Annotated in this window: 25 protein-coding genes; 11 read left to right on the forward strand and 14 right to left on the reverse strand. The window is 67.7% G+C overall.

Going from position 1 to position 19,666, the window contains the following annotated elements:
- Positions 1-124: 124 nt before the first annotated feature.
- Genes PSA7680_RS17510 through PSA7680_RS17520 form a run of 3 tightly spaced genes read right to left on the reverse strand, consistent with a single transcriptional unit; the run spans position 125 to position 1,673 of the window.
- The gene (locus tag PSA7680_RS17510; protein ID WP_085869969.1) at positions 125-1,021 is read right to left on the reverse strand and encodes a PhzF family phenazine biosynthesis protein; all 897 of its coding nucleotides are present in this window, start codon (positions 1,019-1,021) and stop codon (positions 125-127) included.
- Positions 1,021-1,248, reverse strand: coding sequence for a DUF1150 family protein (locus PSA7680_RS17515; RefSeq protein ID WP_085869970.1), 228 nt, complete (start codon positions 1,246-1,248; stop codon positions 1,021-1,023). The genes PSA7680_RS17510 and PSA7680_RS17515 overlap by 1 nt, the downstream gene beginning before the upstream one ends.
- Before the next feature lie 11 nt (positions 1,249-1,259).
- Positions 1,260-1,673, reverse strand: coding sequence for an Hsp20 family protein (locus PSA7680_RS17520; protein ID WP_085869971.1), 414 nt, complete (start codon positions 1,671-1,673; stop codon positions 1,260-1,262).
- A 173-nt stretch (positions 1,674-1,846) separates the two neighbouring features.
- Here PSA7680_RS17520 and PSA7680_RS17525 point away from each other — a divergent pair, with 173 nt between their 5' ends.
- On the forward strand, positions 1,847-2,065 hold the full coding sequence (locus tag PSA7680_RS17525) for a YdcH family protein (RefSeq protein WP_085869972.1): 219 nt from the start codon (positions 1,847-1,849) through the stop codon (positions 2,063-2,065).
- On the opposite strand, the gene PSA7680_RS17530 is transcribed toward PSA7680_RS17525, so the two are convergent.
- A complete protein-coding gene (locus PSA7680_RS17530; protein WP_085869973.1) occupies positions 2,062-2,973 on the reverse strand; it encodes a LysR family transcriptional regulator in 912 nt (303 codons plus the stop codon). The genes PSA7680_RS17525 and PSA7680_RS17530 overlap by 4 nt on opposite strands.
- Before the next feature lie 100 nt (positions 2,974-3,073).
- Here PSA7680_RS17530 and PSA7680_RS17535 point away from each other — a divergent pair, with 100 nt between their 5' ends.
- From PSA7680_RS17535 to PSA7680_RS17545, 3 genes are all read left to right on the forward strand, one after another.
- Complete coding sequence (locus PSA7680_RS17535) at positions 3,074-3,574, forward strand: lactoylglutathione lyase family protein (protein ID WP_085869974.1); 501 nt, start codon at positions 3,074-3,076, stop codon at positions 3,572-3,574.
- Positions 3,575-3,690: 116 nt separating this feature from the next.
- Positions 3,691-4,179 (forward strand): 5-(carboxyamino)imidazole ribonucleotide mutase, encoded by a 489-nt coding sequence (purE, locus tag PSA7680_RS17540; RefSeq protein ID WP_085869975.1) that lies wholly within the window; start codon positions 3,691-3,693, stop codon positions 4,177-4,179.
- On the forward strand, positions 4,172-5,248 hold the full coding sequence (locus PSA7680_RS17545) for a 5-(carboxyamino)imidazole ribonucleotide synthase (protein ID WP_085869976.1): 1,077 nt from the start codon (positions 4,172-4,174) through the stop codon (positions 5,246-5,248). Before purE ends, PSA7680_RS17545 begins: the two co-directional genes overlap by 8 nt.
- A gap of 85 nt (positions 5,249-5,333) precedes the next feature.
- Here PSA7680_RS17545 and PSA7680_RS17550 read toward each other — a convergent pair whose 3' ends face one another.
- The 7 genes from PSA7680_RS17550 to PSA7680_RS17580 form a co-directional block, all read right to left on the reverse strand.
- Positions 5,334-6,068: an esterase/lipase family protein gene (locus PSA7680_RS17550; RefSeq protein WP_245824747.1), complete on the reverse strand. Its 735-nt coding sequence runs from the start codon at positions 6,066-6,068 to the stop codon at positions 5,334-5,336.
- A gap of 75 nt (positions 6,069-6,143) precedes the next feature.
- Positions 6,144-6,980 (reverse strand): DMT family transporter, encoded by an 837-nt coding sequence (locus PSA7680_RS17555; RefSeq protein WP_085869978.1) that lies wholly within the window; start codon positions 6,978-6,980, stop codon positions 6,144-6,146.
- Positions 6,981-6,983: 3 nt separating this feature from the next.
- Positions 6,984-7,472, reverse strand: a complete 489-nt coding sequence (locus tag PSA7680_RS17560) for a GNAT family N-acetyltransferase (RefSeq protein ID WP_085869979.1) — start codon at positions 7,470-7,472, stop codon at positions 6,984-6,986.
- Positions 7,473-7,522: 50 nt separating this feature from the next.
- Complete coding sequence (locus tag PSA7680_RS17565; protein WP_245824749.1) at positions 7,523-8,791, reverse strand: MFS transporter; 1,269 nt, start codon at positions 8,789-8,791, stop codon at positions 7,523-7,525.
- Between the two features lies 1 nt (position 8,792).
- Positions 8,793-9,323 (reverse strand): hypothetical protein, encoded by a 531-nt coding sequence (locus PSA7680_RS17570; RefSeq protein WP_085869980.1) that lies wholly within the window; start codon positions 9,321-9,323, stop codon positions 8,793-8,795.
- Between the two features lie 183 nt (positions 9,324-9,506).
- Positions 9,507-11,138, reverse strand: a complete 1,632-nt coding sequence (gene groL, locus PSA7680_RS17575; RefSeq protein WP_085869981.1) for a chaperonin GroEL — start codon at positions 11,136-11,138, stop codon at positions 9,507-9,509.
- A gap of 53 nt (positions 11,139-11,191) precedes the next feature.
- The gene (locus PSA7680_RS17580) at positions 11,192-11,479 is read right to left on the reverse strand and encodes a co-chaperone GroES (RefSeq protein WP_085869982.1); all 288 of its coding nucleotides are present in this window, start codon (positions 11,477-11,479) and stop codon (positions 11,192-11,194) included.
- Between the two features lie 293 nt (positions 11,480-11,772).
- Between PSA7680_RS17580 and PSA7680_RS17585 the strand changes: the two genes are divergently transcribed.
- From PSA7680_RS17585 to PSA7680_RS17595, 3 genes are all read left to right on the forward strand, one after another.
- A complete protein-coding gene (locus PSA7680_RS17585; protein ID WP_085869983.1) occupies positions 11,773-12,171 on the forward strand; it encodes an H-type lectin domain-containing protein in 399 nt (132 codons plus the stop codon).
- Positions 12,172-12,216: 45 nt separating this feature from the next.
- Positions 12,217-13,110, forward strand: a complete 894-nt coding sequence (locus PSA7680_RS17590; protein ID WP_085869984.1) for a DMT family transporter — start codon at positions 12,217-12,219, stop codon at positions 13,108-13,110.
- Positions 13,111-13,212: 102 nt separating this feature from the next.
- The gene (locus PSA7680_RS17595) at positions 13,213-13,611 is read left to right on the forward strand and encodes a hypothetical protein (RefSeq protein ID WP_085869985.1); all 399 of its coding nucleotides are present in this window, start codon (positions 13,213-13,215) and stop codon (positions 13,609-13,611) included.
- A gap of 17 nt (positions 13,612-13,628) precedes the next feature.
- Here the strand turns inward: PSA7680_RS17595 and PSA7680_RS17600 are convergent, their stop codons facing one another.
- Positions 13,629-14,318, reverse strand: coding sequence for a DUF2161 domain-containing phosphodiesterase (locus tag PSA7680_RS17600; RefSeq protein ID WP_176244180.1), 690 nt, complete (start codon positions 14,316-14,318; stop codon positions 13,629-13,631).
- Positions 14,319-14,413: 95 nt separating this feature from the next.
- Here PSA7680_RS17600 and PSA7680_RS17605 point away from each other — a divergent pair, with 95 nt between their 5' ends.
- Positions 14,414-14,656, forward strand: coding sequence for a DUF6868 family protein (locus tag PSA7680_RS17605; RefSeq protein ID WP_085869986.1), 243 nt, complete (start codon positions 14,414-14,416; stop codon positions 14,654-14,656).
- A gap of 14 nt (positions 14,657-14,670) precedes the next feature.
- Here the strand turns inward: PSA7680_RS17605 and PSA7680_RS17610 are convergent, their stop codons facing one another.
- Positions 14,671-15,093: a c-type cytochrome gene (locus PSA7680_RS17610; protein WP_085869987.1), complete on the reverse strand. Its 423-nt coding sequence runs from the start codon at positions 15,091-15,093 to the stop codon at positions 14,671-14,673.
- Between the two features lie 180 nt (positions 15,094-15,273).
- Between PSA7680_RS17610 and PSA7680_RS17615 the strand changes: the two genes are divergently transcribed.
- The 3 genes from PSA7680_RS17615 (at position 15,274) to PSA7680_RS17625 (ending at position 19,224) form a co-directional block, all read left to right on the forward strand.
- A complete protein-coding gene (locus PSA7680_RS17615) occupies positions 15,274-16,194 on the forward strand; it encodes a manganese-dependent inorganic pyrophosphatase (protein WP_085869988.1) in 921 nt (306 codons plus the stop codon).
- Positions 16,195-16,417: 223 nt separating this feature from the next.
- Positions 16,418-18,184 carry a tetratricopeptide repeat-containing sulfotransferase family protein gene (locus PSA7680_RS17620; protein WP_085869989.1) on the forward strand — a complete coding sequence of 589 codons (1,767 nt, stop codon included), beginning with the start codon at positions 16,418-16,420 and terminating at the stop codon, positions 18,182-18,184.
- Between the two features lie 182 nt (positions 18,185-18,366).
- Positions 18,367-19,224: a DUF302 domain-containing protein gene (locus tag PSA7680_RS17625; protein ID WP_085869990.1), complete on the forward strand. Its 858-nt coding sequence runs from the start codon at positions 18,367-18,369 to the stop codon at positions 19,222-19,224.
- On the opposite strand, the gene PSA7680_RS17630 is transcribed toward PSA7680_RS17625, so the two are convergent.
- Positions 19,205-19,399 (reverse strand): hypothetical protein, encoded by a 195-nt coding sequence (locus PSA7680_RS17630; RefSeq protein WP_085869991.1) that lies wholly within the window; start codon positions 19,397-19,399, stop codon positions 19,205-19,207. The genes PSA7680_RS17625 and PSA7680_RS17630 overlap by 20 nt on opposite strands.
- Positions 19,400-19,666: the final 267 nt, after the last annotated feature.

Below are 19,666 nucleotides of genomic sequence, written 5' to 3' on the forward strand. Positions count from 1 at the left end.
ACAGCGGCGAGATCACCGCCCATTCCGCATCGCTCACATCGTGTCTGCCCGTCATGCTCACCTCCGTTTCCGAAAGTGAATCATCACACCGCCAAAAACGGAATCCCGTTTATGAGTTCACGACCTAGAGCGCCAGTTCGCCCCGCATCAGCACGCGGGCCTGCCCGCCGACCTTCACGCCGATGATCGCCTCGCGCGGGCCCAGAACCTCGACCTGCGCCATGCCGGGGCGGCCCATCCAGTGGCCCTGCTCCGCGACGAAGCGCGGCGAGTCGATCAGCCCGTGATGCCAGAGGTAGGCCGCCATGCAGCCGGTCGCCGAGCCGGTGAAGGGATCTTCCGGCAGCGACGGGGGCGCCAGCAGCAGCCGGGAGAAGGTATCGCCCGCCTCGGTTTCGCCGCCCAGCGTCACGAGGAAGGGCTCCATCAGGCTGGCGCGGTCGGAGCCATCGTGGGCACGGAAGGCTTCGAGCGCCGCCACATCCATCCGCGCGCGCCGCAGCGCATCACGGCTCTTCAGAACGGTGATGCAGAAGGGCGTGCCGGTGGAGACCGTCTGGGGCATGCCCAGAACATCCTCCGCATCCAGCCCGTAGATTCCGGCGATGCGCGCAGGTTCGTGCAGCTTGCCGAACGCGGGGGCGGGCTGCGTCATGGTGATGAGCGGACCGTTTGCCGCCTCTTCCACCCGGATCGGCAGCACCCCGGCGCCAACTTCCAGCGTGAACTCGGCCACGCCGTCGGCCAGCCGCACCATGCCGCGATCCAGCAGCGAGGCGACCGTGGCGACGGTCGGATGGCCGGCCATCGGGATCTCCTTGTCGGCAAGGTAGTAGCGCACGCCGAAATCCGCCACCTCGGATCCGACCATGTAGGCGCATTCCGCCAGCGAGGTTTCACGCACCAGCGCGAGCCTGTCTTCGTGGGAGATCGCGGCGGCGCCATGCACGACGACGCAGCCGTTGCCTCCGAAGGGCTGCGCCGTGAAGGCGTCCACCCAATCGAAGGCATAGGCCGGCATCAGTGGATGCTCACCGGCTCGAAATCATGCTCGCGGGCGAGGATGAACGCGAGGCGGCGGCCGTCCACGAGCGCAAGCTGCTCGCCGTCGGAATTGTGCACGGCCACCAGATCCTTCGCATCCATGGCCTGTTCCTGGACTTCCTCGGGAAGATCGTTCAGTGCGATGGGGCGAATGTAGACGATACGATCCTTTGCCCCGGACGGGATCTCGAATTCGTTATCCAAGGCTCGCCTCCTTATTTCTTGTTTATCTTGATCGTCTGGACGACGGATTCGGGCTCCGCGCGACTCAGATCGATGTGCAGGAGCCCATTCTCCATGGTGGCATCGCCGACTTCAACACCATCCGCCAGAACGAAACTTTTCTGGAACTGGCGTGCAGCAATGCCACGGTGGAGGAAGACGCGGCCTTCGGCGTCATCCCGCTGGCGGCCACGCACCACGAGCTGGCGATCTTCCACCGTGATGGCGAGATCGGCTTCCGAGAAGCCGGCCACGGCCAGCGTGATCCGGTAGCTGTTTTCGCTGGTCTGCTCGATGTTGAAGGGCGGGTAGCCATCGTTGCCGTTCTTGGCGGTGCGCTCCACGAGGCGTTCGAGTTGGTCGAAGCCCAGCAGGAAGGGATGGGACCCAAGCGTCAGTTTGGTCATGTCGGCGTCCTTTTGTAAGCGACGGTCTTTCAGGGCCCCCGCAGGCAGCCCCCGTTTCAGGCGAAATATAGGTGCTCCGGCAGGGGTTCGCAAGAGATTCGCCCCTTTGCTGCGCCCGCCAAACCCGTTACTTTCGGCCCAGAGGCAGGCAGCAGAAGGCGCGCGCTCCGATCATGGACAGCCCCCACGAACTGACGCATGAAGAGGTGTTGCGGGTGAAGCTCGAGGTGCTGCGCCGCGAGCACCGCGATCTCGACGAGGCGATCCATGCACTCCAGGAAAAGCCCCACGCAGACATGCTGATGATGCGGCGGCTGAAGAAGCAGAAGCTGGCCCTGAAGGATCAGATCGCCCGCATCGAAGACGAGCTCACCCCCGACATCATTGCCTAGCGCAGCCTCGCTGCGACCTCGGCGATCAGCACCGCCGCATGGGAAAGCCGTGCCGAAAGCACGCGGCCGCGCCGGTGAACGAGCCAGAGATCGTGCCACCGGCGCCGCGGCAGCTCCACGCGCCTGAGCCGGCCCCGCCCCTCGAAGCTCCGCACCCCGCTGTGCGGCAGCATCGTGTAGCCCACCCCCGCCGCCACCGGCGCAAGGATCTGGCCGATCTGGTTCACCTGCCCGCGCAGGCGCAGCGCCTCCGCGCCGGGATAGGTGTCGGGGAAGTTCAGCTGCAGCAGGTCGTCGGCGTAGGAAAACACGTCCGGGTGCGCGATCAGCCCACGCGCCTGCAGCGCCTCCATCGTGATCGCCTCTTCCGCGCCCCCTTCGCCGCCCTCCTCCGCGCCCGCCGGCAACAGCAGGCACAGCTCCTCCCGCCCGAGCCGGCGCGCGGTGAAGCGCGGCTGCCGTGGATCGGCATCGAGCACCCCGAGATCGAAGCGCCCGTCCAGCACGCCATCGCGGATCGTGCCCTGCGGCGCGGCCTCCAGGCGCAGGTCCAGTTGCGGCGCCGCCGCCATCCACGGCAGCAGCGCCGGGAAAAGCAGCAGCGCGAAACTGCCCGAACAGGCGATATGCAGCCGGCCGCGGTCGCGATCGTCGCCCTCAATCGCCTGCCGCAGCCTCTGCTCCTGCGCCCGCCGTTCAAGCCCGACCGCGCGCACCTCCTCCCCCGCCGGGGTCAGGGTGAAGCGCTTGCCGTCGCGGCTGATGAGCGCGGTGCCGAGCTGCGCCTCGAGCTTGCGCAGGTGCTGGCTGACTCCCGGCTGCGTCATGTTCAGCCGCGCGGCAGCCTCGGTGAAATGGCCCGTCTCGCAGAGCGTGGTGAAGGTTTCGAGCCAGGTGGCATTCAGCATTGCGAAAACGCTTTGTTATCAAATTCATCCAAAATGATAATTTCACATACGGGCCAGCCCTGTCTACCTTTGCCCCATCGCAACAGAAAGGATCACGCAGATGGCACAGACAGCCCCCCGCACCTTCTCCCACATCGGCCGCTCCGTCCCCGATCTGGACGCCGCCGTGAAGTTCTACGCCGAGACCTTCGGCTTCTACGTGGTGATGCCCCCGACCGAGGCCACCGAGGACGACAGCGCCATCGGCCAGATGTGCACCGATGTCTTCGGGCCGGGCTGGGGATCGCTGCGCATCGCGCATCTCTCCACCGCCGACGACATCGGCATCGAGATCTTCGAGTTTCCCGGCAACTACGCGCCGGAGCAGAAGCTCGAACACAAGCGCCACGGCACCTTCCACTTCGCCATCCAGGACCCCGACGTCGAGGGGCTCGTGGAGAAGATCGTCGCCGCGGGCGGGCGCCAGAGGATGCCCGTGCGCTCCTATTATCCGGGCGAGAAACCCTACCGCATGGTCTACGTGGAGGATCCCTTCGGCATCGTTTTCGAGATCTACAGCCACGGCTACGAGCTGACCTATTCCGCAGGCGCCTACACCTGAACGCCGCCCCGCGGCAGGCGGGCCGCCCGGCGCCCCCTGCCGCATTGCATCGCGCCTGCATCCGGCTATAGTGCCGCTTCCTTTTGAACCGGTCGGAAAACAGGGGCGCGGCACGGATGACACAACCCAAGGTCGGCATCATAATGGGCAGCCAGAGCGACTGGCCCACGATGAAACTCGCAGCGGAGATTCTGGACGAGCTCGGCATCGCCTACGAGGCCAAGATCGTCTCGGCGCACCGCACCCCCGACAGGCTCTGGGACTACGGCAAATCCGCCGCCGCGCGCGGGCTTCAGGTGATCATCGCCGGGGCCGGTGGCGCGGCGCATCTGCCGGGCATGATGGCGAGCAAGACGCGCATTCCCGTGGTGGGCGTTCCAGTGCAGACGCGGGCGCTCTCCGGCGTGGACAGCCTCTACTCCATCGTGCAGATGCCCAAGGGGTTCCCGGTGGCGACCATGGCGATCGGCAACGCCGGCGCCGCGAACGCGGGCCTGATGGCCGCCGGCATCCTCGCGCTGCAGGATCCCGAACTGGCCGAGCGCCTCGATGCCTGGCGCGAAACGCTGTCGGCCTCCATCCCGGACGAACCCCAAGATGACTGACACCCCCACCATGCTCCAGCCCGGCGCCACCATCGGCATCCTCGGCGGCGGCCAACTCGGCCGGATGCTCTCCGTCGCCGCCGCGCGGCTCGGCTTCCGCACCCATATCTTCGAACCCGGCGCCAACCCGCCGGCCGGCCACGTGGCCGATGCGGTGACCACCGCGCCCTACGAGGACGAGGCGGCGCTTCTGGCCTTCGCGGCCTCCGTGGACGTGATCACCTACGAATTCGAAAACATCCCGACCCAGGCGCTGGACACGCTCGAAGCCCATCGCCCGATCCGCCCCAACCGGCAGGCGCTGGCGGTGAGCCAGGACCGGCTCGTGGAAAAGGCCTTCCTCTCCGATCTCGGCCTGCTGACGGCGCCTTTCGCCGCGGTGGACGACGAGGTGGACCTGGCCGAAGCCATCGAGGAGATCGGCACCCCGGCGATCCTCAAGACCCGCCGCTTCGGCTATGACGGCAAGGGCCAGTCCCGCCTGCGCGCGCCCGAAGATGCGGCGGCCGCCCTCGCCGACATGGCCGGCGCCCCCGCCATCCTGGAGGGCTTCGTGGAGTTCAGCCACGAGGTGAGCGTGATCGCCGCGCGCGGCATCGACGGCGAAGTCGCCTGTTTCGATCCGGGCGAGAACGTCCACAAGGACGGCATCCTCGCCACCACAACCGTGCCCGCACCCCTGAGCGCCGCGCAACGCACCGACGCCGTTCTGCTGGCGGCGAAGATCCTGAACGCTCTGAAATACGTGGGCGTGATGGGGGTCGAGCTGTTCGTCACCCCGAAAGGTCTCATCGTGAACGAGATTGCCCCGCGGGTGCACAACTCCGGCCACTGGACCCAGAACGGCTGCGCGGTGGACCAGTTCGAACAGCACATCCGCGCCGTGGCCGGCTGGCCGCTGGGCGACGGCAAGCGCCACAGCGACGTGGTGATGGAGAACCTGATCGGCGATGACGTGCTGCGCGTGCCCGGAATCGCCCGCGAAAGCGGCGCGGCCATCCACCTCTACGGCAAGGCCGAAGCCAAGCCGGGCCGCAAGATGGGGCACGTCAACCGCGTGAAGGGCTGACCGCCCCTTCTTCTGACCGCAACCATTCCCGCCGGACGCAATGCGTTGTTCGCGAAGCCGGCGGGTGACGCGCCCAGTTCCGGGCTCAGTCGCGCGCCTTGCCGCGCTCGAAGATCGGCAGATCGTCCAGCAGCACGGCGCGCAGGTTCGCCAGCGCGTCGGAGAAGCTCATCTCGTGATCGAAGCGCCCCTCCCGCAGGAAGTGGTCCGTCTGCGCGATCACGAGCGGGTTGTTCATCATGAAGGTATGGGTCACCGGCAGCACGATGTGATCCTTCATGCCCTGGATGCGCGTGCTCTCCACCGAGACCTTGCCGTCGTTGGGCCCGTCGATGAGCGAGGAATAGAGCGGGTTCAGCGTCCGATCTCCGGCGATGACGCCCAGTTCGAAGGAGGCCGCGCCCAGCCGGTTCGGCAGGGAGTCGGGATCGGTGCCCAGTTGCAGGCCCGCCGGCCCGTTGAGCCATTCGAAGGGCTCCAGGTCACCGAACTGATCCACCAGTTCGGAGCCGTGGTTGGGCGGGCCGAGCATCACCACGCGGCCCATGTTCTCGGGCGAATGGTCCGCCAGCCAGGCGCGCACGAGAATGCCGCCCATGGAGTGGGTCACGAAGTGGGTGGTGGCGCTGCCGCATTTCGCGGCCGCCTTCGGGACCTCGGCCACGAGCTCCTCGATCGGGGCTTCGGTGGAGGGGTAGCCGTCGTTGACGGTGGTGTAGCCCATGGCCTGAAGCGCCTTCTCCATGACGACCATGGAGTTCTCCCCACGGGCGAGCCCGTGCAGGAGAACGACGCAATCGGCCTGTGCGGCGAGCGGCATGACGGACACCAGTGCAGCGAATAGGAACGGTTTCATCCCCCGAAGATAGGCAACGCGGCCGCCCTTGGCGAGGGGTCAGCGGGGCGAAGGACGCAGGGAAAGCAGAACCCCGCCCAGCACCAGCGCGGCCGAGAGCAGGAACCGCAGCGTCAGCGGCTCCCCCAGCAGCAGCACCCCGCCCAGCGCGGCGATCACCGGCACCGTCAGTTGCGAGACGGCCGCCCGCGTCGCGCCCAGCCCCGGCAGCAGCGCATACCAGAGGGCATAACCCAGCGCGGAAGTCACCGCGCCCGACGCCACGGCAAGCGCAAACCCGGCGCCATCGACGGCAAGCGGCCCCGTGAACACCAGCGGCAGCAGGGCAAAGGGCGTGGACCAGAGGAAATTCCGGGCGGTGTCGCCCAGCGGGTCGGAGGCGCCCCGCCCCCTCAGCGAATAAAGCCCCCAGCCGACGGCGGCCGGGATCATCAGCGCCGCGCCCGCGAGCGAAAGCGGGGCCTGCGCTCCCGGCCAGAGCAGCAGCAGCAGGCCGCAGAAGGCCACCGCCGCCCCGATCCAGCGGGCGCCCGACACAGGCTCGCGCGCCAGCAGGGCGCCTGCGAACATCGTCACCTGCACCACGCCGAAGAGGATCAGCGCCCCGGCCCCGGCATCCAGCGACAGGTAGGCGAAGGAAAACCCGATCATGTAGACGGTCAGCCCGCCCACCATCGCCGGGTCGGCCCTGCGGCGCATCGGCGCCAGCCCGCCCCGCAAGGCCAGCAGCAGCGCGAGCATGGCGGTGCCCGAAGCCAGCCGTATCAGGGCGAAGCTGGCCGGGTCCACATGGGCGCCGGCCAGGGCCTGTCGGTTGAGGATCGAATTGCCGGCGAAGGCGATCATCGTCAGCGCCGTCAGCAGGGCGAGCCGCATGGATCAGCCCTCGAGCCGGGCAAAGGCATCCGGGTATTTCAGCTCCAGCGCAGGGGCGCCGCCGGGCTCTCCCAGCCAGCGCAGCCCGGTGTATTCGAGCGGATAGGGCGAGGTCAGGTTGCCGGCCTGCGCCACCGAGAAGCCGAAACGGCCGTAGAGCCGCGGATTGCCGAGCACCACCGCCGCCGTCCAGCCCTCCGCGGCGGCCTGCGCCAGCCCCTCGCGGATCAGCGCGCCGCCGATGCCCTTGCCCTGCCGTCCGGGCCGCACCGACACCGGCGCCAGCGCCAGCCAGCCCGCCGGTGCGGTGAAACGGGAAAACAGGATGTGACCGAGAAGGGCGTCTCCCTCCTGCGCCACCAGTTCCAGCGCCACGGCGCGATCCCGGCGCAGCATGTCGCACAGGCGCGCTTCGTCGACCTGCCCGAAGGCCTCGATCACCAGATCGTCGATGGCCGGGTAGTCATCCGGGGTGGCGGGGCGAATCCTCATGGGCCAGTGGTAGCAGAAAACCCGCTGCTTGCGAGGGGGCACATGCAGCTTCAGGCGCCGCGCAGCAGCGGCGCCGCGGGGCCGGACGCCGCCCCGCGCGGCAGCCGCAGCACCAGCGCCATGGCGATCAGCTTGAGCGCGCAGGGCAGCAGCGCGTAGGCGAAGACGAGCGCCCCCGTGGCGTGGGCGGAATTCTCCTGCCCCGGCACGAAGCCGAAGACATCCAGCAGGGGCAGCAGAAGACCCGCCGCCAGCGCCAGCGCGGCCTTGGCCACGAAGGCCCAGAGCCCGAAGGCCAGCCCCTCCGGCTGGCTCTCTTCTTCCACCGTTGCGGCGAAGAGGGCCGGCAGCAGCACCATGTCGGCCCCTACGGCCGCGCCCGACGCGAGGCATACGATCGCGAAGGCCGCCCCCTGCCCCGGCCCCAGCGCCGCGGCCCAGAGAAAGGCCGCAACCGAAAGCGCCATGCCGGTGAGCAGCGTCCGCCGGACGCCGAAGCGCCGCGCCACGCGGGACCAGAGCGGTGCCGTCGCCCCGGCGGCGGCGAAGAACAGCAGCAGGAAGGGTCCGGCGAGTTGCGGCAAGGCGAGCCTGTCTTCCACGAAGAAGAGGAACAGCGTGCTGGTGGCCGCCACAGGCATCGCGTTGACGAAGCCCAGCAGCAGCAGGAAACGCAGCGCAGGATTGGCGAACAGCGCCCTTGGCCCCGGAACCGTCTGCCCGGGCGCCCTGCGGGCGTTGGGCCGCCAGAGCGGCCACATCGCCAAAGTCGCAAGCAGGATGACGGCGACAGCCACCAGCGCGAAATCCCGGTAGGCGGTCGCCTCGCGCCCGGTGGCGGCCAGCAGGCTCGGCAGCGCGGTGGCCAGGATGATGCCCCCGGCGGTGCCCGCCTCGCGCAGGCCGGCCAGCCGGACGTGCCCGCCGGGCCCCGCCTCTGCGGCCAGCTTCACGCCCTCGCCGTAGAAGAGGATCATCAGCAGGCTGTAGGCCGTGAACACGAGCGCCAGCGAGATCAGCAGCCAGCCGGCCGGGGACAGCCCGAAAGGGGCGGCGAAGGCAAAGGTGCCGAGGAAGCCCGCGGCAAGGCCGCCGGCGCCCAGGGCCGCAAGCGCCCTGCGCGGCGCGCGGGGCCTGTCGGCCAGCCAGCCCAGGAACGGATCCTGAAGGAAATCCATCAGCCGGATCACCAGCAGCACACCACCGAGCGCGGCGAGCGAAAGCCCCAGTTCCCCGGTGGCGAAGCGCGGCAGGTGCACGTAGAGCGGCAGGCCCGCGAAGGCGAGCATGGCCGCGAACAGGGCGACGCGGGGATACACGTCAGCCGATGCCGCGCAGTTTGCGGGAGAGCGCCGGGTCGCGGGCGTCGTCGGACAGCCAGATGCCCAGCACCCGGTCCCGCGCGCCCGGATGGCGCAGGGCGCATGTCTTGCGGCCGTTCAGCCAGAAATCCACCCCGTCCCGTCCGGCCGGCACGGCGACGTAACGATCCCCGGCACCGACGCTGCGGAAGCATGCCGCGATCTTCCGCTCAAGTTCCGGGTGATCGGCCTTGCGCCCTTCCATCCGGCGCAGCTCGCGCATGGTGGCGCGCACCAGCAGCCCGCCGGAAATGTCCCGCGTGTAGGCCAGTTCAAGCCCGAACGGCCGATCCCACCCGAAGTCGGCACCACCCTCCGTATAGAGCCGGGCATCGTAGAACTTGAACCCCAGCGCGGAGAAGGACACCGCGCCCACCGGCTGCGCCTGCCCGACGCGCGCCGCGATCTCGGGGGGCGTGGCGTCCGCCCGTGCCGGTGGGAAGGCGAGAAGAAAGGCAAGCGGGGCAAGGACAAGGGCGAGGCGGCGCATGGGGGCTCCGTGAAGCGGTTTGCAGGCAGGATTCCTGGGGTATTACGCACCGCGCCCCGCTTTGGATCACCTGCCCCGCCTGCCGGGCCGTTTCGGCATCGCCGAAGAAGGCGGCATCTGCAAAAGGAAAAGGGGCCGCCCGATGGGCAGCCCCTCCTTGTGAACAGATGTTCAGCCGCTGGCTTACATCATGCCGCCCATGCCGCCCATGTCGGGCATTGCCGGGGCGCTTTCCTTGGCGGGCTTGTCGGCAACCATGGCTTCGGTGGTGATCAGCAGGCCGGCCACGGAAGCAGCGTCTTCCAGGGCGGTGCGGACAACCTTGGCCGGGTCGATGACGCCGAACTTGAACATGTCGCCGAACTCTTCGGTCTGAGCGTTGAAGCCGAAGGTCAGATCGTCGGACTCGCGGACCTTGCCAGCCACCACGGCACCGTCGACACCGGCGTTCTCGGCGATCTGGCGCAGCGGAGCTTCGATGGCACGGCGCACGATGGCGATACCGGCGTTCTGGTCGGAGTTAGCGCCTTCGAGGCCTTCCAGGGCCTTGCCGGCTTGGACCAGGGCAACACCGCCGCCCACGACGACACCTTCCTGCACGGCAGCGCGGGTGGCGTTCAGAGCATCGTCAACACGATCCTTGCGCTCTTTCACTTCCACTTCGGTCATGCCGCCGACGCGGATCACGGCAACACCGCCAGCCAGTTTGGCCACGCGCTCTTGCAGTTTCTCGCGGTCGTAGTCGGAGGTGGTCTCTTCGATCTGGGTGCGGATCTGAGCCACGCGGGCTTCGATCTCGGCCTTCTCGCCAGCACCGTCGACGATGGTGGTTTCGTCCTTGGTGATGGAGACCTTCTTGGCGGAGCCAAGCATGTCGATGGTCACGTTTTCGAGCTTCATGCCCAGATCTTCGGAGATGACCTGGCCGCCGGTCAGGATCGCGATGTCCTGCAGCATGGCCTTGCGGCGATCGCCGAAGCCCGGAGCCTTGACGGCAGCGATCTTCAGGCCGCCACGCAGCTTGTTCACCACGAGGGTGGCCAGGGCTTCGCCTTCCACGTCCTCAGCGATGATCAGCAGCGGTTTCTGCGACTGGATCACGGACTCGAGCAGCGGAACCATCGGCTGCAGCGAGGAGAGTTTCTTCTCGTGCAGCAGGATCATGCAGTCTTCGAGTTCGGCAACCATCTTCTCGGGGTTGGTCACGAAGTAGGGCGACAGGTAGCCGCGGTCGAACTGCATGCCTTCCACGACGTCGGTCTCGGTTTCGAGGCCTTTGTTTTCCTCGACGGTGATGACGCCCTCGTTGCCGACTTTCTGCATCGCGTCGGCGATCTGGCGGCCGATTTCGGCTTCGCCGTTGGCGGAGATGGTGCCGACCTGAGCGACTTCAGCGGAGTCGTTCACGGGGCGGGCAGCCGCCTTGATGGCCTCGACCACTTTCGCGGTGGCCAGATCGATGCCGCGCTTCAGGTCCATCGGGTTCAGGCCGGCAGCAACCTGCTTCATGCCTTCTTTCACGATGGCTTGGGCCAGCACGGTGGCGGTGGTGGTGCCGTCGCCAGCTTCGTCGTTGGTGCGGGAAGCAACTTCCTTCACCATCTGGGCGCCCATGTTCTCGAACTTGTCTTCAAGTTCGATTTCCTTCGCCACGGACACACCGTCCTTGGTGATGCGCGGGGCGCCGAAGGATTTCTCCAGAACCACGTTGCGGCCTTTCGGGCCGAGCGTCACCTTCACGGCGTCAGCCAGAATGTTGACGCCTTTCAGCATGCGGTTGCGGGCATCGGTATCGAATTTGACGTCTTTGGCCATTTCGAATGCTCCTAGGAATTTCTGTCAGATTGTCGTGTGAAGGACGTCGACGATCAGGCGAGGATGCCCATGATGTCGGTTTCCTTCATGATCAGCAGCTCTTCACCATCGATGGTGACTTCGGTGCCGGACCACTTGCCGAAGAGGATCTTGTCGCCTTCTTTCACATCCATCGCAATGCGGTCGCCATCTTCGTCCTTGGCGCCAGCGCCGACAGCGACAACCACGCCCTCTGCCGGTTTTTCTTTGGCGCTGTCGGGGATGATCAGCCCGCCAGCGGTTTTCTCGTCGCTCTCAACGCGACGAACCAGAACACGGTCGTGAAGCGGTGTAAATGCCATCTCGAATTCGTTCCTCAGTTCGAGTTGTCTCCCAAGTGTTAGCACTCACTCGGGGAGAGTGCTAACGGGACGGAAATAGGCAAGGCACCGAGGGCTGTCAAGGGATCGGCCCCAGAGTTTTTTTCGAGCACGGAGGGGCCGACCCGCGCTCCTGCTCCGTTATTGCCTGCCCCGCCGCCGCCTGCCCCGCCGCAAATCCGACAGGTCAGGAATTCCCCCTTTGACAGCGGGCCTGCCCTTGGGGCACCAATGGAACCATGAAACCCACAAGCGACACAACCAAGAAGGCCGCCATGAAAGACGAGGTGATCCGCACACCTTTCATCCAGCAATTGCTGCATCTGTCCTCCTCCAGCGCCGTGATCTCCGCGACGGACGAGCTGTTCAACCACGTCGATACCGGAGACTACATGTGGACGGGCGACGGCGAACGGCGCGTGGAGATGAACTTCATCTTCAAGCAGCCCTTCCTCGACGTGCCGGTGATGTCCATCGCGCTTTCGGGCGCGGATGCCGACCAGAGCACCAACCTGCGCTTCAATCTCAGCGCCGAGAACGTCACCGCCACGGGCTTCACGGCCGTGTTTCTGACGTGGGACAACACCCACATCGCCCGCGCCTCCGTCAGCTGGACGGCGATCGGCCCGATCGCCCAGCCCGGCGCCGGGCGCACTTCCAAGACCAAGGGCTGAAGGCCGGCCCCGCGGCGCAGGCCGAGGGGCTTCCTTCCGTGATCCATGCACAGCCATATTGCCACCGACCGCGCCGCAAACCTGCGCGGCAGCGCCTGGATGATCGCCTCCATGGCGGCCTTCGCGGTGGAAGATGCGCTGCTCAAAGGGGCCGCGCAAAGCCTGCCGATCAGCGAGGTGCTGATCCTGTTCGGCTGCGGCGGCGCCCTTGTCTTCGCCGGCGCCGCGGCGCTCGGCGGCACCCCCCTGCTCTCTGCGGCGGCGCTGTCCCGGCCGATGCGCCTGCGCGCGGTCTTCGAGGTGGTGGGCCGGCTCTTCTACATGATCGCCATCGCGCTGCTGCCGCTCTCGACGGCCACCGTGATCCTGCAGGCCACGCCGCTCGTCGTGGTGGCGGGGGCGGCGCTTCTGTTTCGCGAGACGGTCGGCTGGCGGCGCTGGCTGGCGATCGCCGCCGGGCTGGCCGGGGTCGTCGTGATCCTTCAGCCCGGTGCCGAGAGCTTTTCGCCGCTTTCGCTCGTGGCTGTCGTCGGGATGCTGGGCTTCGCCGGACGGGATCTCGCCAGCCGGGCCGCACCGGCGGGGCTCTCCACGGCCGCCCTCGGGTTCTACGGCCTCCTCGCGCTCATCGTGGCCGGGGGCGGATATGCCGTCTGGGAGGGCGCGGCCTTCGCCCTGCCGGGCGCCCGCGCCACGCTCTTCCTGCTGGCCGCGATCCTCTGCGGCACCGCCGCCTATGCCAGCCTGATGAAGGCCATGCGCACGGGCGAAGTCTCCGCCGTGACCCCCTTCCGCTACAGCCGCCTGATCTTCGGCGTGGCCCTCGGGATCGTGGTGTTCGGCGAACGGCTCACGCCGCAGATGCTTCTGGGCTCCGCCCTGATCGTGGCCTCGGGCCTGTTCATCCTGTGGCGCGGCCGGGCGGCCTCCGCAGGCTGACCGGCAGGCTCACGCCCGACCCGATACAGGAAGCTGGCCAGATGCCGCCCGGGCCGCTAGGCTGGACACCCGGGAGACCATGCAACCGGAAGGAGGGGCCCCATGCGTCACGTCCTGATCGCGCTCTTCGCGCTCTTCGCGCTGCCACTGGCGGCACAGACGAAAATCCCCGTCCAGTTCGAACGCGGCACCGACGGTGCCACCCTCAGCGGCTCGGTGATCGGAGACGAATACGTCGATTACGTCCTCGGCGCCCGGAAGGGGCAGAAAATGAACGTCGGGCTCTCCGTCGAGGGGACGAACGGCAACGGCACCGTCTATTTCAACATCCTGCCACCCGGCTCGGACGGCTATGCGATCTACAATGGCTCCATCGACGGCAACGACGCCTTCGTGGAACTGCCCGAGACCGGGGATTACACGATCCGCGTCTACCAGATGGGCAACGACCGCGACACCGGCAAGACCAGCGGCTTCCGCCTCGGCGTCGGCATCAAGTAGCCCGGCCCGGCACTCAATCAGGCGTCGGTCTGCGCCGCCATCGCTTCGGCGAGTTCGGCCAGCCCCTCCGGCGTGGCCTCGAACACCCCGCGCGCAACCCGCCGGAACCACCCCTTGTGGTTGGCGGCCATGATCGCCGTGGCGCGCGCCACCCCGGTGGCCTTCGCCACCTCGCTGCCCTTGCTCGCGCCGTGGGCCGAAAGATGGGCCAGCAGCCTGCGGGCGTCCTGCCGGTAGGCCGTCACCACCTGCCCGCGGCTGCCGCCGACGTTGGGATCCCCGGCGCGGGCGGCGAACTCCCGAAGCAGCCCCGCCTTGCGCCGCGCCGCCATGCGCGGCCGGTACGGGCCCGGATCGGCGTGCACTTCCACGAAGCCATCTTCCAGCCGCACCGTCAGCAGGCCGATCCCGAGCCGGCGGCACAGGGTGAGGTTGGCCTTCAGCGCCTTCTGGAAAGCCCGCCCCTGTCCGCGCGGCACGGCCACGTAGACGGCATCGCTCACCGACTGCCGCGCAATGGCCTGGTGGAAAAGGGTGAGCGAGAAGCCGGTCTTCATCTCGATCAGAACCGGCTCGCCCTCGGCCTGCGGACCGCCCGGCATCGCCACGATGTCCACCCCGGCCACCTCGCTCTTCACGGTGAAGCCAAGCCCCTCAAGATGGGCCTTCAACGGGGCGTAGAGCGCGGTTTCGGCCGGTCTGCTCACGAGGGAACCTCTTGAAAATCCTCGTGAGAATACCCATCTAACCGTTTGAAAGGGGCAGATAATCCTGATTCTGCCGGCCACCCGAGGAGGCCCCCATGACCCACGAAACCCTGCAACAGTTCTTCGGCCTGATGGCGCTGCTCAACATCGCCTACCTGCTGATCGCCACCCTCGCGCTCATGCTGTTCGGCGACCGGGTGAAGGCGATCCACGCGCGCATGACCGGCGTGCCGCAGGAGGCGCTTCCGGCCGCCTACTTCACCTCCCTCGCGAACTACAAGATCGCCACCATCGTCTTCACGCTGGTGCCGTGGCTCGCCCTCGTGCTGATGGGCTGAGAGCACCGCCCCGCCTACCGCTGGAGGGTTTCGATATAGGCCGCGAGATCCGCCAGCAGCGCGGGTGTCGGCGTTTCCGATCCATCCGCGCCTTCAAGGATCACCGTGGGCCCGTCGGCGAGGATCTCGCCGAACTCGGGCATCAGGCTGGCGTGGTTGCCTTCCCGGAAGTAGCCGTCGATCTGGTTCATCACGTCGAGCGCGGGGAAGGTGCCGCCGTTGGCCGCCGAGATCCCGGTGAGATCGGGCGCCCTGCCGCCGGGCAGGCTGCCGGCGAGCGGCCCGTCACCGCGGCCCCCGGCCCCGTGGCACTGGGCGCAGTACTGTTCGTAGGTCGCCTGGCCCTGCGCCACCGGCGGGATCGTGGCCTGGGTGCAGGCCACCAGCCCCAGCGCCAGCCCGCCCCCGTAGATCATCTGCTTCATGCGCGTGTTCATTGCCACCGCCCTGCCCTCCTGTAAGCCGCATTTGCGCGGCGTGATTTGCCTTGCCTTCCCCCAGAGTGCGGCATCTCGCGGCCCATCGCAACCGCGACAACCCTTCCCGTGACAACCTCCGCGCGCGCGCCTATAAGCCGGGCCAGATTCAACGCTATTCTTTGCAAGTGGACCCTCCCTATGACCGTCAAAGTTCTCGGCCACAAATCCCCCGACACCGATTCCACCGGCTCCCCGCTCGTCTGGGCGTGGTATCTCTCCGAGATCAAAGGCACCCCGGCCGAAGCCAAGCTGCTGGGTGAACCCAACACCGAAGCCGCCTTCGTGCTGAAGCGCTGGGGGTTCGAGCAGCCCGAGATCATCGAGGACGTGAGCGCCGAGGATACCGTCGTCGTCGTCGATACGAACAACGTCGCCGAGCTGCCGGCCTCCATCAACGAGGCCAACGTCGTGCAGGTGATCGATCACCACATGCTCCAGGGCGGCCTCGCCACCAAGAAGCCGATCGACATCACCATCCGCCCGCTGGCCTGCACCGCCACGATCATGGTGGACCTGATGGGCGAGGACGCCGCCAAGATGCCCGAAGGCATCAAGGGCGCCGCGCTCTCCTGCATCCTGTCGGACACGCTGAACTTCCGCTCCCCCACCACCACCGAACACGACAAGGCCGTGGCCCTGAAGCTGGCCGCCGAGCTGGGTGTGGACGTGGACGCCTACGCGTCTGAAATGTTCGAGGCCAAATCCGACGTCTCCGCCTTCTCCGATGCCGAACTGCTGCGCATGGACTCCAAGGAATATGCCGTGGACGGCACCAAGTTCCGGGTTTCCGTGCTGGAGACCACCGCGCCCAAGATGGTGCTGGACCGCAAGGACAGCCTGATGGCCTCCATGGCCGATGTGGCCGCTGAAGATGGCGTGGACCAGGTGCTGCTCTTCGTCGTGGACATCCTCGCCGAGGAAGCCACGCTGCTGGTGCCCAACGATCTGGTGAAGACCGTGGCCGAGAAGAGCTTCGGCGCCTCCGTTTCCGGTGACACCGTCGTGCTGCCGGGAATCATGAGCCGCAAGAAGCAGATCATCCCGAACCTGAAGGTCTGATCCCGCCGCGGGCCACGCCCCGCGCCCAGATGTGCACCGGGCCGCTCCGAAGGGGGCGGCCCGTTTTCTTTGCGCCTTCCGGTCTGCCCGAATTTTCAGCACGGCCGTTTTCCTGCCGCTCGCCGCGACGGAAGCCGCCCTGCCCTCCGTAGAAAACCCATCCCCAACTGACAGCGCGCTCTTCCCCGGAGCGGGCTGTCTCTTTTTCTACGGCAAGGAATTCATGACGCTCCCCAGACCGAAGCCCGCCATCCCGCTCCCCATCGGCCACAAACAGGCGCTCGTCCGCCTGCTTCAGGCCGGGCGGATCGCCGACGCCCGCCAGCAGGCGGAAACCCTGGCCCGCCTCCACCCGCAAGATGGCTTCTGCGCCAACGTCCTCGGGCTGGCGGCGCAGATGGAAGGCGACACCCAGCGCGCGCTGGATCACTTCGCGCGGGCGGTGGCGCTTGCGCCGGAGGTGGCGGATTTCGGCGCCAATCTCGGATATGCGCTCAACCGCAGCCTGCGCCATCAGGCTGCCGAAGCCGCGCTGAGGCGCGTGCTGCGGCACCACCCGCGCCACGTCAACGCGCGGACCAACCTCGTGCAGGCGCTGGTGGAACTGAAACGCCCCGAAGAGGCGGTGCGCCACGCGCTCGCCCTCATCCGTCACATGGGCGAGACGCCCGAAGCCCTGCGCGTTCTGGGCGTCGCCCAGGCACAGGCCGGAGACGACCGGCGTGGCCGCCACACCCTTGAGCGGGCCTTGGCCGGCGATCCCCCGCGCTTCGAGGAATACGCGCTGCTGGCACGCTGCATAGAAAACGAGGACGGCCCGGAGGCCGCGATCCGGCGGTTGCGGGATATCGTCTTCAACCATCCGGAGGCGGCCTTCGCGCAGATGGAACTCGGCAATCGCCTCGCCCAGTCCGGAGACCTGGAGGCGGCGGAAACCGCCTACCGCGCAGCCCTCGCGGCGAACCCTTCGCTGGCCCACGCGTTTCTCGGGCTCGGCCGGCTGCGGCCCTGGTGCGCCAACGACCCCCTGCTGCCGGCGCTGAAAGCCCTGGCGCGGAATACGGGGCAACGGCCGGACCATCGCGCGGACGCGCTCTTTGCACTGGCCAAGGCCCTGGAAGACATCGGAGATCACGATGCGGGCTTCGAAGCCACGATGCAGGCCAACGGCCTGCTGCGCGGGCTCGTCAACTATGATTGCGACGCCAACATCAAGGGCATGTCGGAGCTTCCGAACGTGAAGTTCCGCCCGCTCGCCCGCCAGCACGCCACCGCCCCGCAAGCGGCGCCGCGACCGATCTTCATCCTCGCGCTGCCGCGCAGCGGCACCACCCTGCTTGAGCACATCCTCGCCCGCCACCCGGACGTGACCGCGCTCGGAGAGGACGACACCGTGCACCTGCACGCCATCCGCGCGATGGAAACCGGAAACCTCGCCACACTGGCGCGCGCGGCCCGCAGCCATCATGCGCGCATGGCACGGGGGCGCCCCGTGGTGACGGACAAGTTTCTCGAAAACGGGCTCTGCGTCCCGGCCCTTGCCGAAGCCCTGCCCGATGCCAGGTTCGTCTACATCCGCAAGGATGCGCGCGCCGCCGGCTATTCGCTGCTGCGCAGCCCGCTGCCCCCGAAGGGTCACCCCTACACGATGGATCAAGTCGAAGTCGCCCGCTACGTCGCCGCCCACCACAGGCTGATGCAGGTCTGGATGGGCCGCTACGCAGACCGCTTCACCGAAGTCGTCTACGAAAACCTCGTGGAAACGCCGCAGACGCAGATCCCCGCGCTCCTGGAGCGCCTCGAACTCCCGCCCTGCGCCGATTGCCTTGCCCCGGAGCAGGGCAAAAGGCCGGTGAAAACCCTGAGCCTCGCACAGGTGCGCCGCGGAATTTCCACCCGTTACCGCGATCGCTGGCAAGCCCACGCAGAAGCCCTGGCCCCGATGTGCGCACGGCTGGCGGCCGAGGGCGCCCCGGTCCGGCCGCGATAGCGCCCCGGCCCCCGCGCGGCCGCCCGGATGCGGCGCAGCGGGGGCAAACGGCGCCCCGTCTGGCCAACTGCGCCCTTTCCCGAAGCCCCCAGATACGCAAGACTTACCCAACCGCCGCCCGCTCGGAATGGGCAGTGACTGCGCGACCGACGCCGAGGCCCGACCCAGAGGAGGAACCAAAGATGCTTAATCACCCTGTCCTGAGGCCCGTGGCGCTCGCCGTCTTCTGCGGCGCCCCGGCGCTTGCAGATACGTTGCAGACCGACGTGGACACCATCGCTCAAGATGCCTCCCGCGCCATCGCGAGCGCCGGTCTCACCACGCTCGTGGAGATCGATCACGCCCGCCTTGCCGGGGCCGAAGGCGTGGCAATGCCCCCCTCGCGGGTCCAGATCTTCTCGGACCCGGCGGTGAACACGGCGCTTCTGCGGGACAACATCCGCGCCGGGCTGGATCTGCCTTTCCGCCTGCTTGCCTACGGCAACGGGGACGCGGCCGCCGCGATCACCACCGACGCCGATTTCCTGCGGATCCGCCACGGGCTCTCCGACGGCGGCGCCCTTGCGGCGTTCTCCGAAAGGCTCGGCAGCGTTACCGGCGCGATGGAGCAGCCGGTCTCCGCTGCCCCGACCGGGCCGCTCACGCAGGATTACGGCATCATCGAACTGACCACCGGCCTGGACGTCCCCACGGCCGTCGCCAGCCTGAAGGAGGCGGTTATGGCGCAGGAGGATACCGTCTGGTTCGGCGAAATCGACTTCGCCGCAGAGGCCGCATCGCTCGGCGCCGAGGTGCCGGACGCGGTGCTCCTGCTCTTCGGCGGCCCTGCCCCCGGCGGCCTGGCCATGGCCGATTTCCCGGCCATCGGGCTCGATGCCTTCTGCCAGAAGCTGCTGGTCCATCAAGGGGCTGACGGTGCAACGCGGGTGATCTTCAACGACATCGCCGCCTTCGCCGAATTGCACTACGGCACCTCCGCCAAGCCCCACCACGCGCTGAACGCGCGGCTCACGGCCACGTTCAAGGGCGCGATCGAATGAGGCTCTGACCGCTCCTCCCCGCCGCCTGCGGCGCTTCCGCGCCTCCGGCGGTCGCGAGGGTCGGCGAAGCGGCGATGGCCGAGATGGACAGCAGCAGCAGGCTCGCGGCGACAAGCACCGACAGCGCCTTCCGGATCCGCCGTTGCCGCGCCGAGCCGGTTTCGAATTCACCCATGTCTTGCCCCTTCTTCTGTTCCGTCTCCGGATATCCTTCCCTGATACGGCCGGCCGCGCGGTCTCCGTCGCCGGGCCGGCATTTCCCCCGCCCCCCGCGACGGCGTGCAGATTGAGGCTGCACCCAGGTCAAGGACGCGCTAGGTCGTGAACTCATAAACGGGATTCCGTTTTTGGCGGTGTGATGATTCACTTTCGGAAACGGAGGTGAGCATGACGGGCAGACACGATGTGAGCGATGCGGAATGGGCGGTGATCTCGCCGCTGT

Origin of the sequence: Pseudoruegeria aquimaris (assembly GCF_900172235.1) — a bacterium.
Lineage (GTDB): Bacteria > Pseudomonadota > Alphaproteobacteria > Rhodobacterales > Rhodobacteraceae > Pseudoruegeria > Pseudoruegeria aquimaris.

Excerpts from the sequence above, each read along its gene's own strand:
- PSA7680_RS17510 (WP_085869969.1), bottom strand. The coding sequence starts at position 1,021 with ATGCCGGCCTATGCCTTCGATTGGGTGGACGCCTTCACGGCGCAGCCC.
- PSA7680_RS17520 (WP_085869971.1), bottom strand. The coding sequence starts at position 1,673 with ATGACCAAACTGACGCTTGGGTCCCATCCCTTCCTGCTGGGCTTCGAC.
- PSA7680_RS17525 (WP_085869972.1), top strand. The coding sequence starts at position 1,847 with ATGGACAGCCCCCACGAACTGACGCATGAAGAGGTGTTGCGGGTGAAG.
- PSA7680_RS17530 (WP_085869973.1), bottom strand. The coding sequence starts at position 2,973 with ATGCTGAATGCCACCTGGCTCGAAACCTTCACCACGCTCTGCGAGACG.
- PSA7680_RS17535 (WP_085869974.1), top strand. The coding sequence starts at position 3,074 with ATGGCACAGACAGCCCCCCGCACCTTCTCCCACATCGGCCGCTCCGTC.
- purE (WP_085869975.1), top strand. The coding sequence starts at position 3,691 with ATGACACAACCCAAGGTCGGCATCATAATGGGCAGCCAGAGCGACTGG.
- PSA7680_RS17545 (WP_085869976.1), top strand. The coding sequence starts at position 4,172 with ATGACTGACACCCCCACCATGCTCCAGCCCGGCGCCACCATCGGCATC.
- PSA7680_RS17550 (WP_245824747.1), bottom strand. The coding sequence starts at position 6,068 with ATGCCGCTCGCCGCACAGGCCGATTGCGTCGTTCTCCTGCACGGGCTC.
- PSA7680_RS17555 (WP_085869978.1), bottom strand. The coding sequence starts at position 6,980 with ATGCGGCTCGCCCTGCTGACGGCGCTGACGATGATCGCCTTCGCCGGC.
- PSA7680_RS17560 (WP_085869979.1), bottom strand. The coding sequence starts at position 7,472 with ATGAGGATTCGCCCCGCCACCCCGGATGACTACCCGGCCATCGACGAT.
- PSA7680_RS17570 (WP_085869980.1), bottom strand. The coding sequence starts at position 9,323 with ATGCGCCGCCTCGCCCTTGTCCTTGCCCCGCTTGCCTTTCTTCTCGCC.
- groL (WP_085869981.1), bottom strand. The coding sequence starts at position 11,138 with ATGGCCAAAGACGTCAAATTCGATACCGATGCCCGCAACCGCATGCTG.
- PSA7680_RS17580 (WP_085869982.1), bottom strand. The coding sequence starts at position 11,479 with ATGGCATTTACACCGCTTCACGACCGTGTTCTGGTTCGTCGCGTTGAG.
- PSA7680_RS17585 (WP_085869983.1), top strand. The coding sequence starts at position 11,773 with ATGAAAGACGAGGTGATCCGCACACCTTTCATCCAGCAATTGCTGCAT.
- PSA7680_RS17590 (WP_085869984.1), top strand. The coding sequence starts at position 12,217 with ATGCACAGCCATATTGCCACCGACCGCGCCGCAAACCTGCGCGGCAGC.
- PSA7680_RS17595 (WP_085869985.1), top strand. The coding sequence starts at position 13,213 with ATGCGTCACGTCCTGATCGCGCTCTTCGCGCTCTTCGCGCTGCCACTG.
- PSA7680_RS17605 (WP_085869986.1), top strand. The coding sequence starts at position 14,414 with ATGACCCACGAAACCCTGCAACAGTTCTTCGGCCTGATGGCGCTGCTC.
- PSA7680_RS17610 (WP_085869987.1), bottom strand. The coding sequence starts at position 15,093 with ATGAACACGCGCATGAAGCAGATGATCTACGGGGGCGGGCTGGCGCTG.
- PSA7680_RS17615 (WP_085869988.1), top strand. The coding sequence starts at position 15,274 with ATGACCGTCAAAGTTCTCGGCCACAAATCCCCCGACACCGATTCCACC.
- PSA7680_RS17620 (WP_085869989.1), top strand. The coding sequence starts at position 16,418 with ATGACGCTCCCCAGACCGAAGCCCGCCATCCCGCTCCCCATCGGCCAC.
- PSA7680_RS17625 (WP_085869990.1), top strand. The coding sequence starts at position 18,367 with ATGCTTAATCACCCTGTCCTGAGGCCCGTGGCGCTCGCCGTCTTCTGC.
- PSA7680_RS17630 (WP_085869991.1), bottom strand. The coding sequence starts at position 19,399 with ATGGGTGAATTCGAAACCGGCTCGGCGCGGCAACGGCGGATCCGGAAG.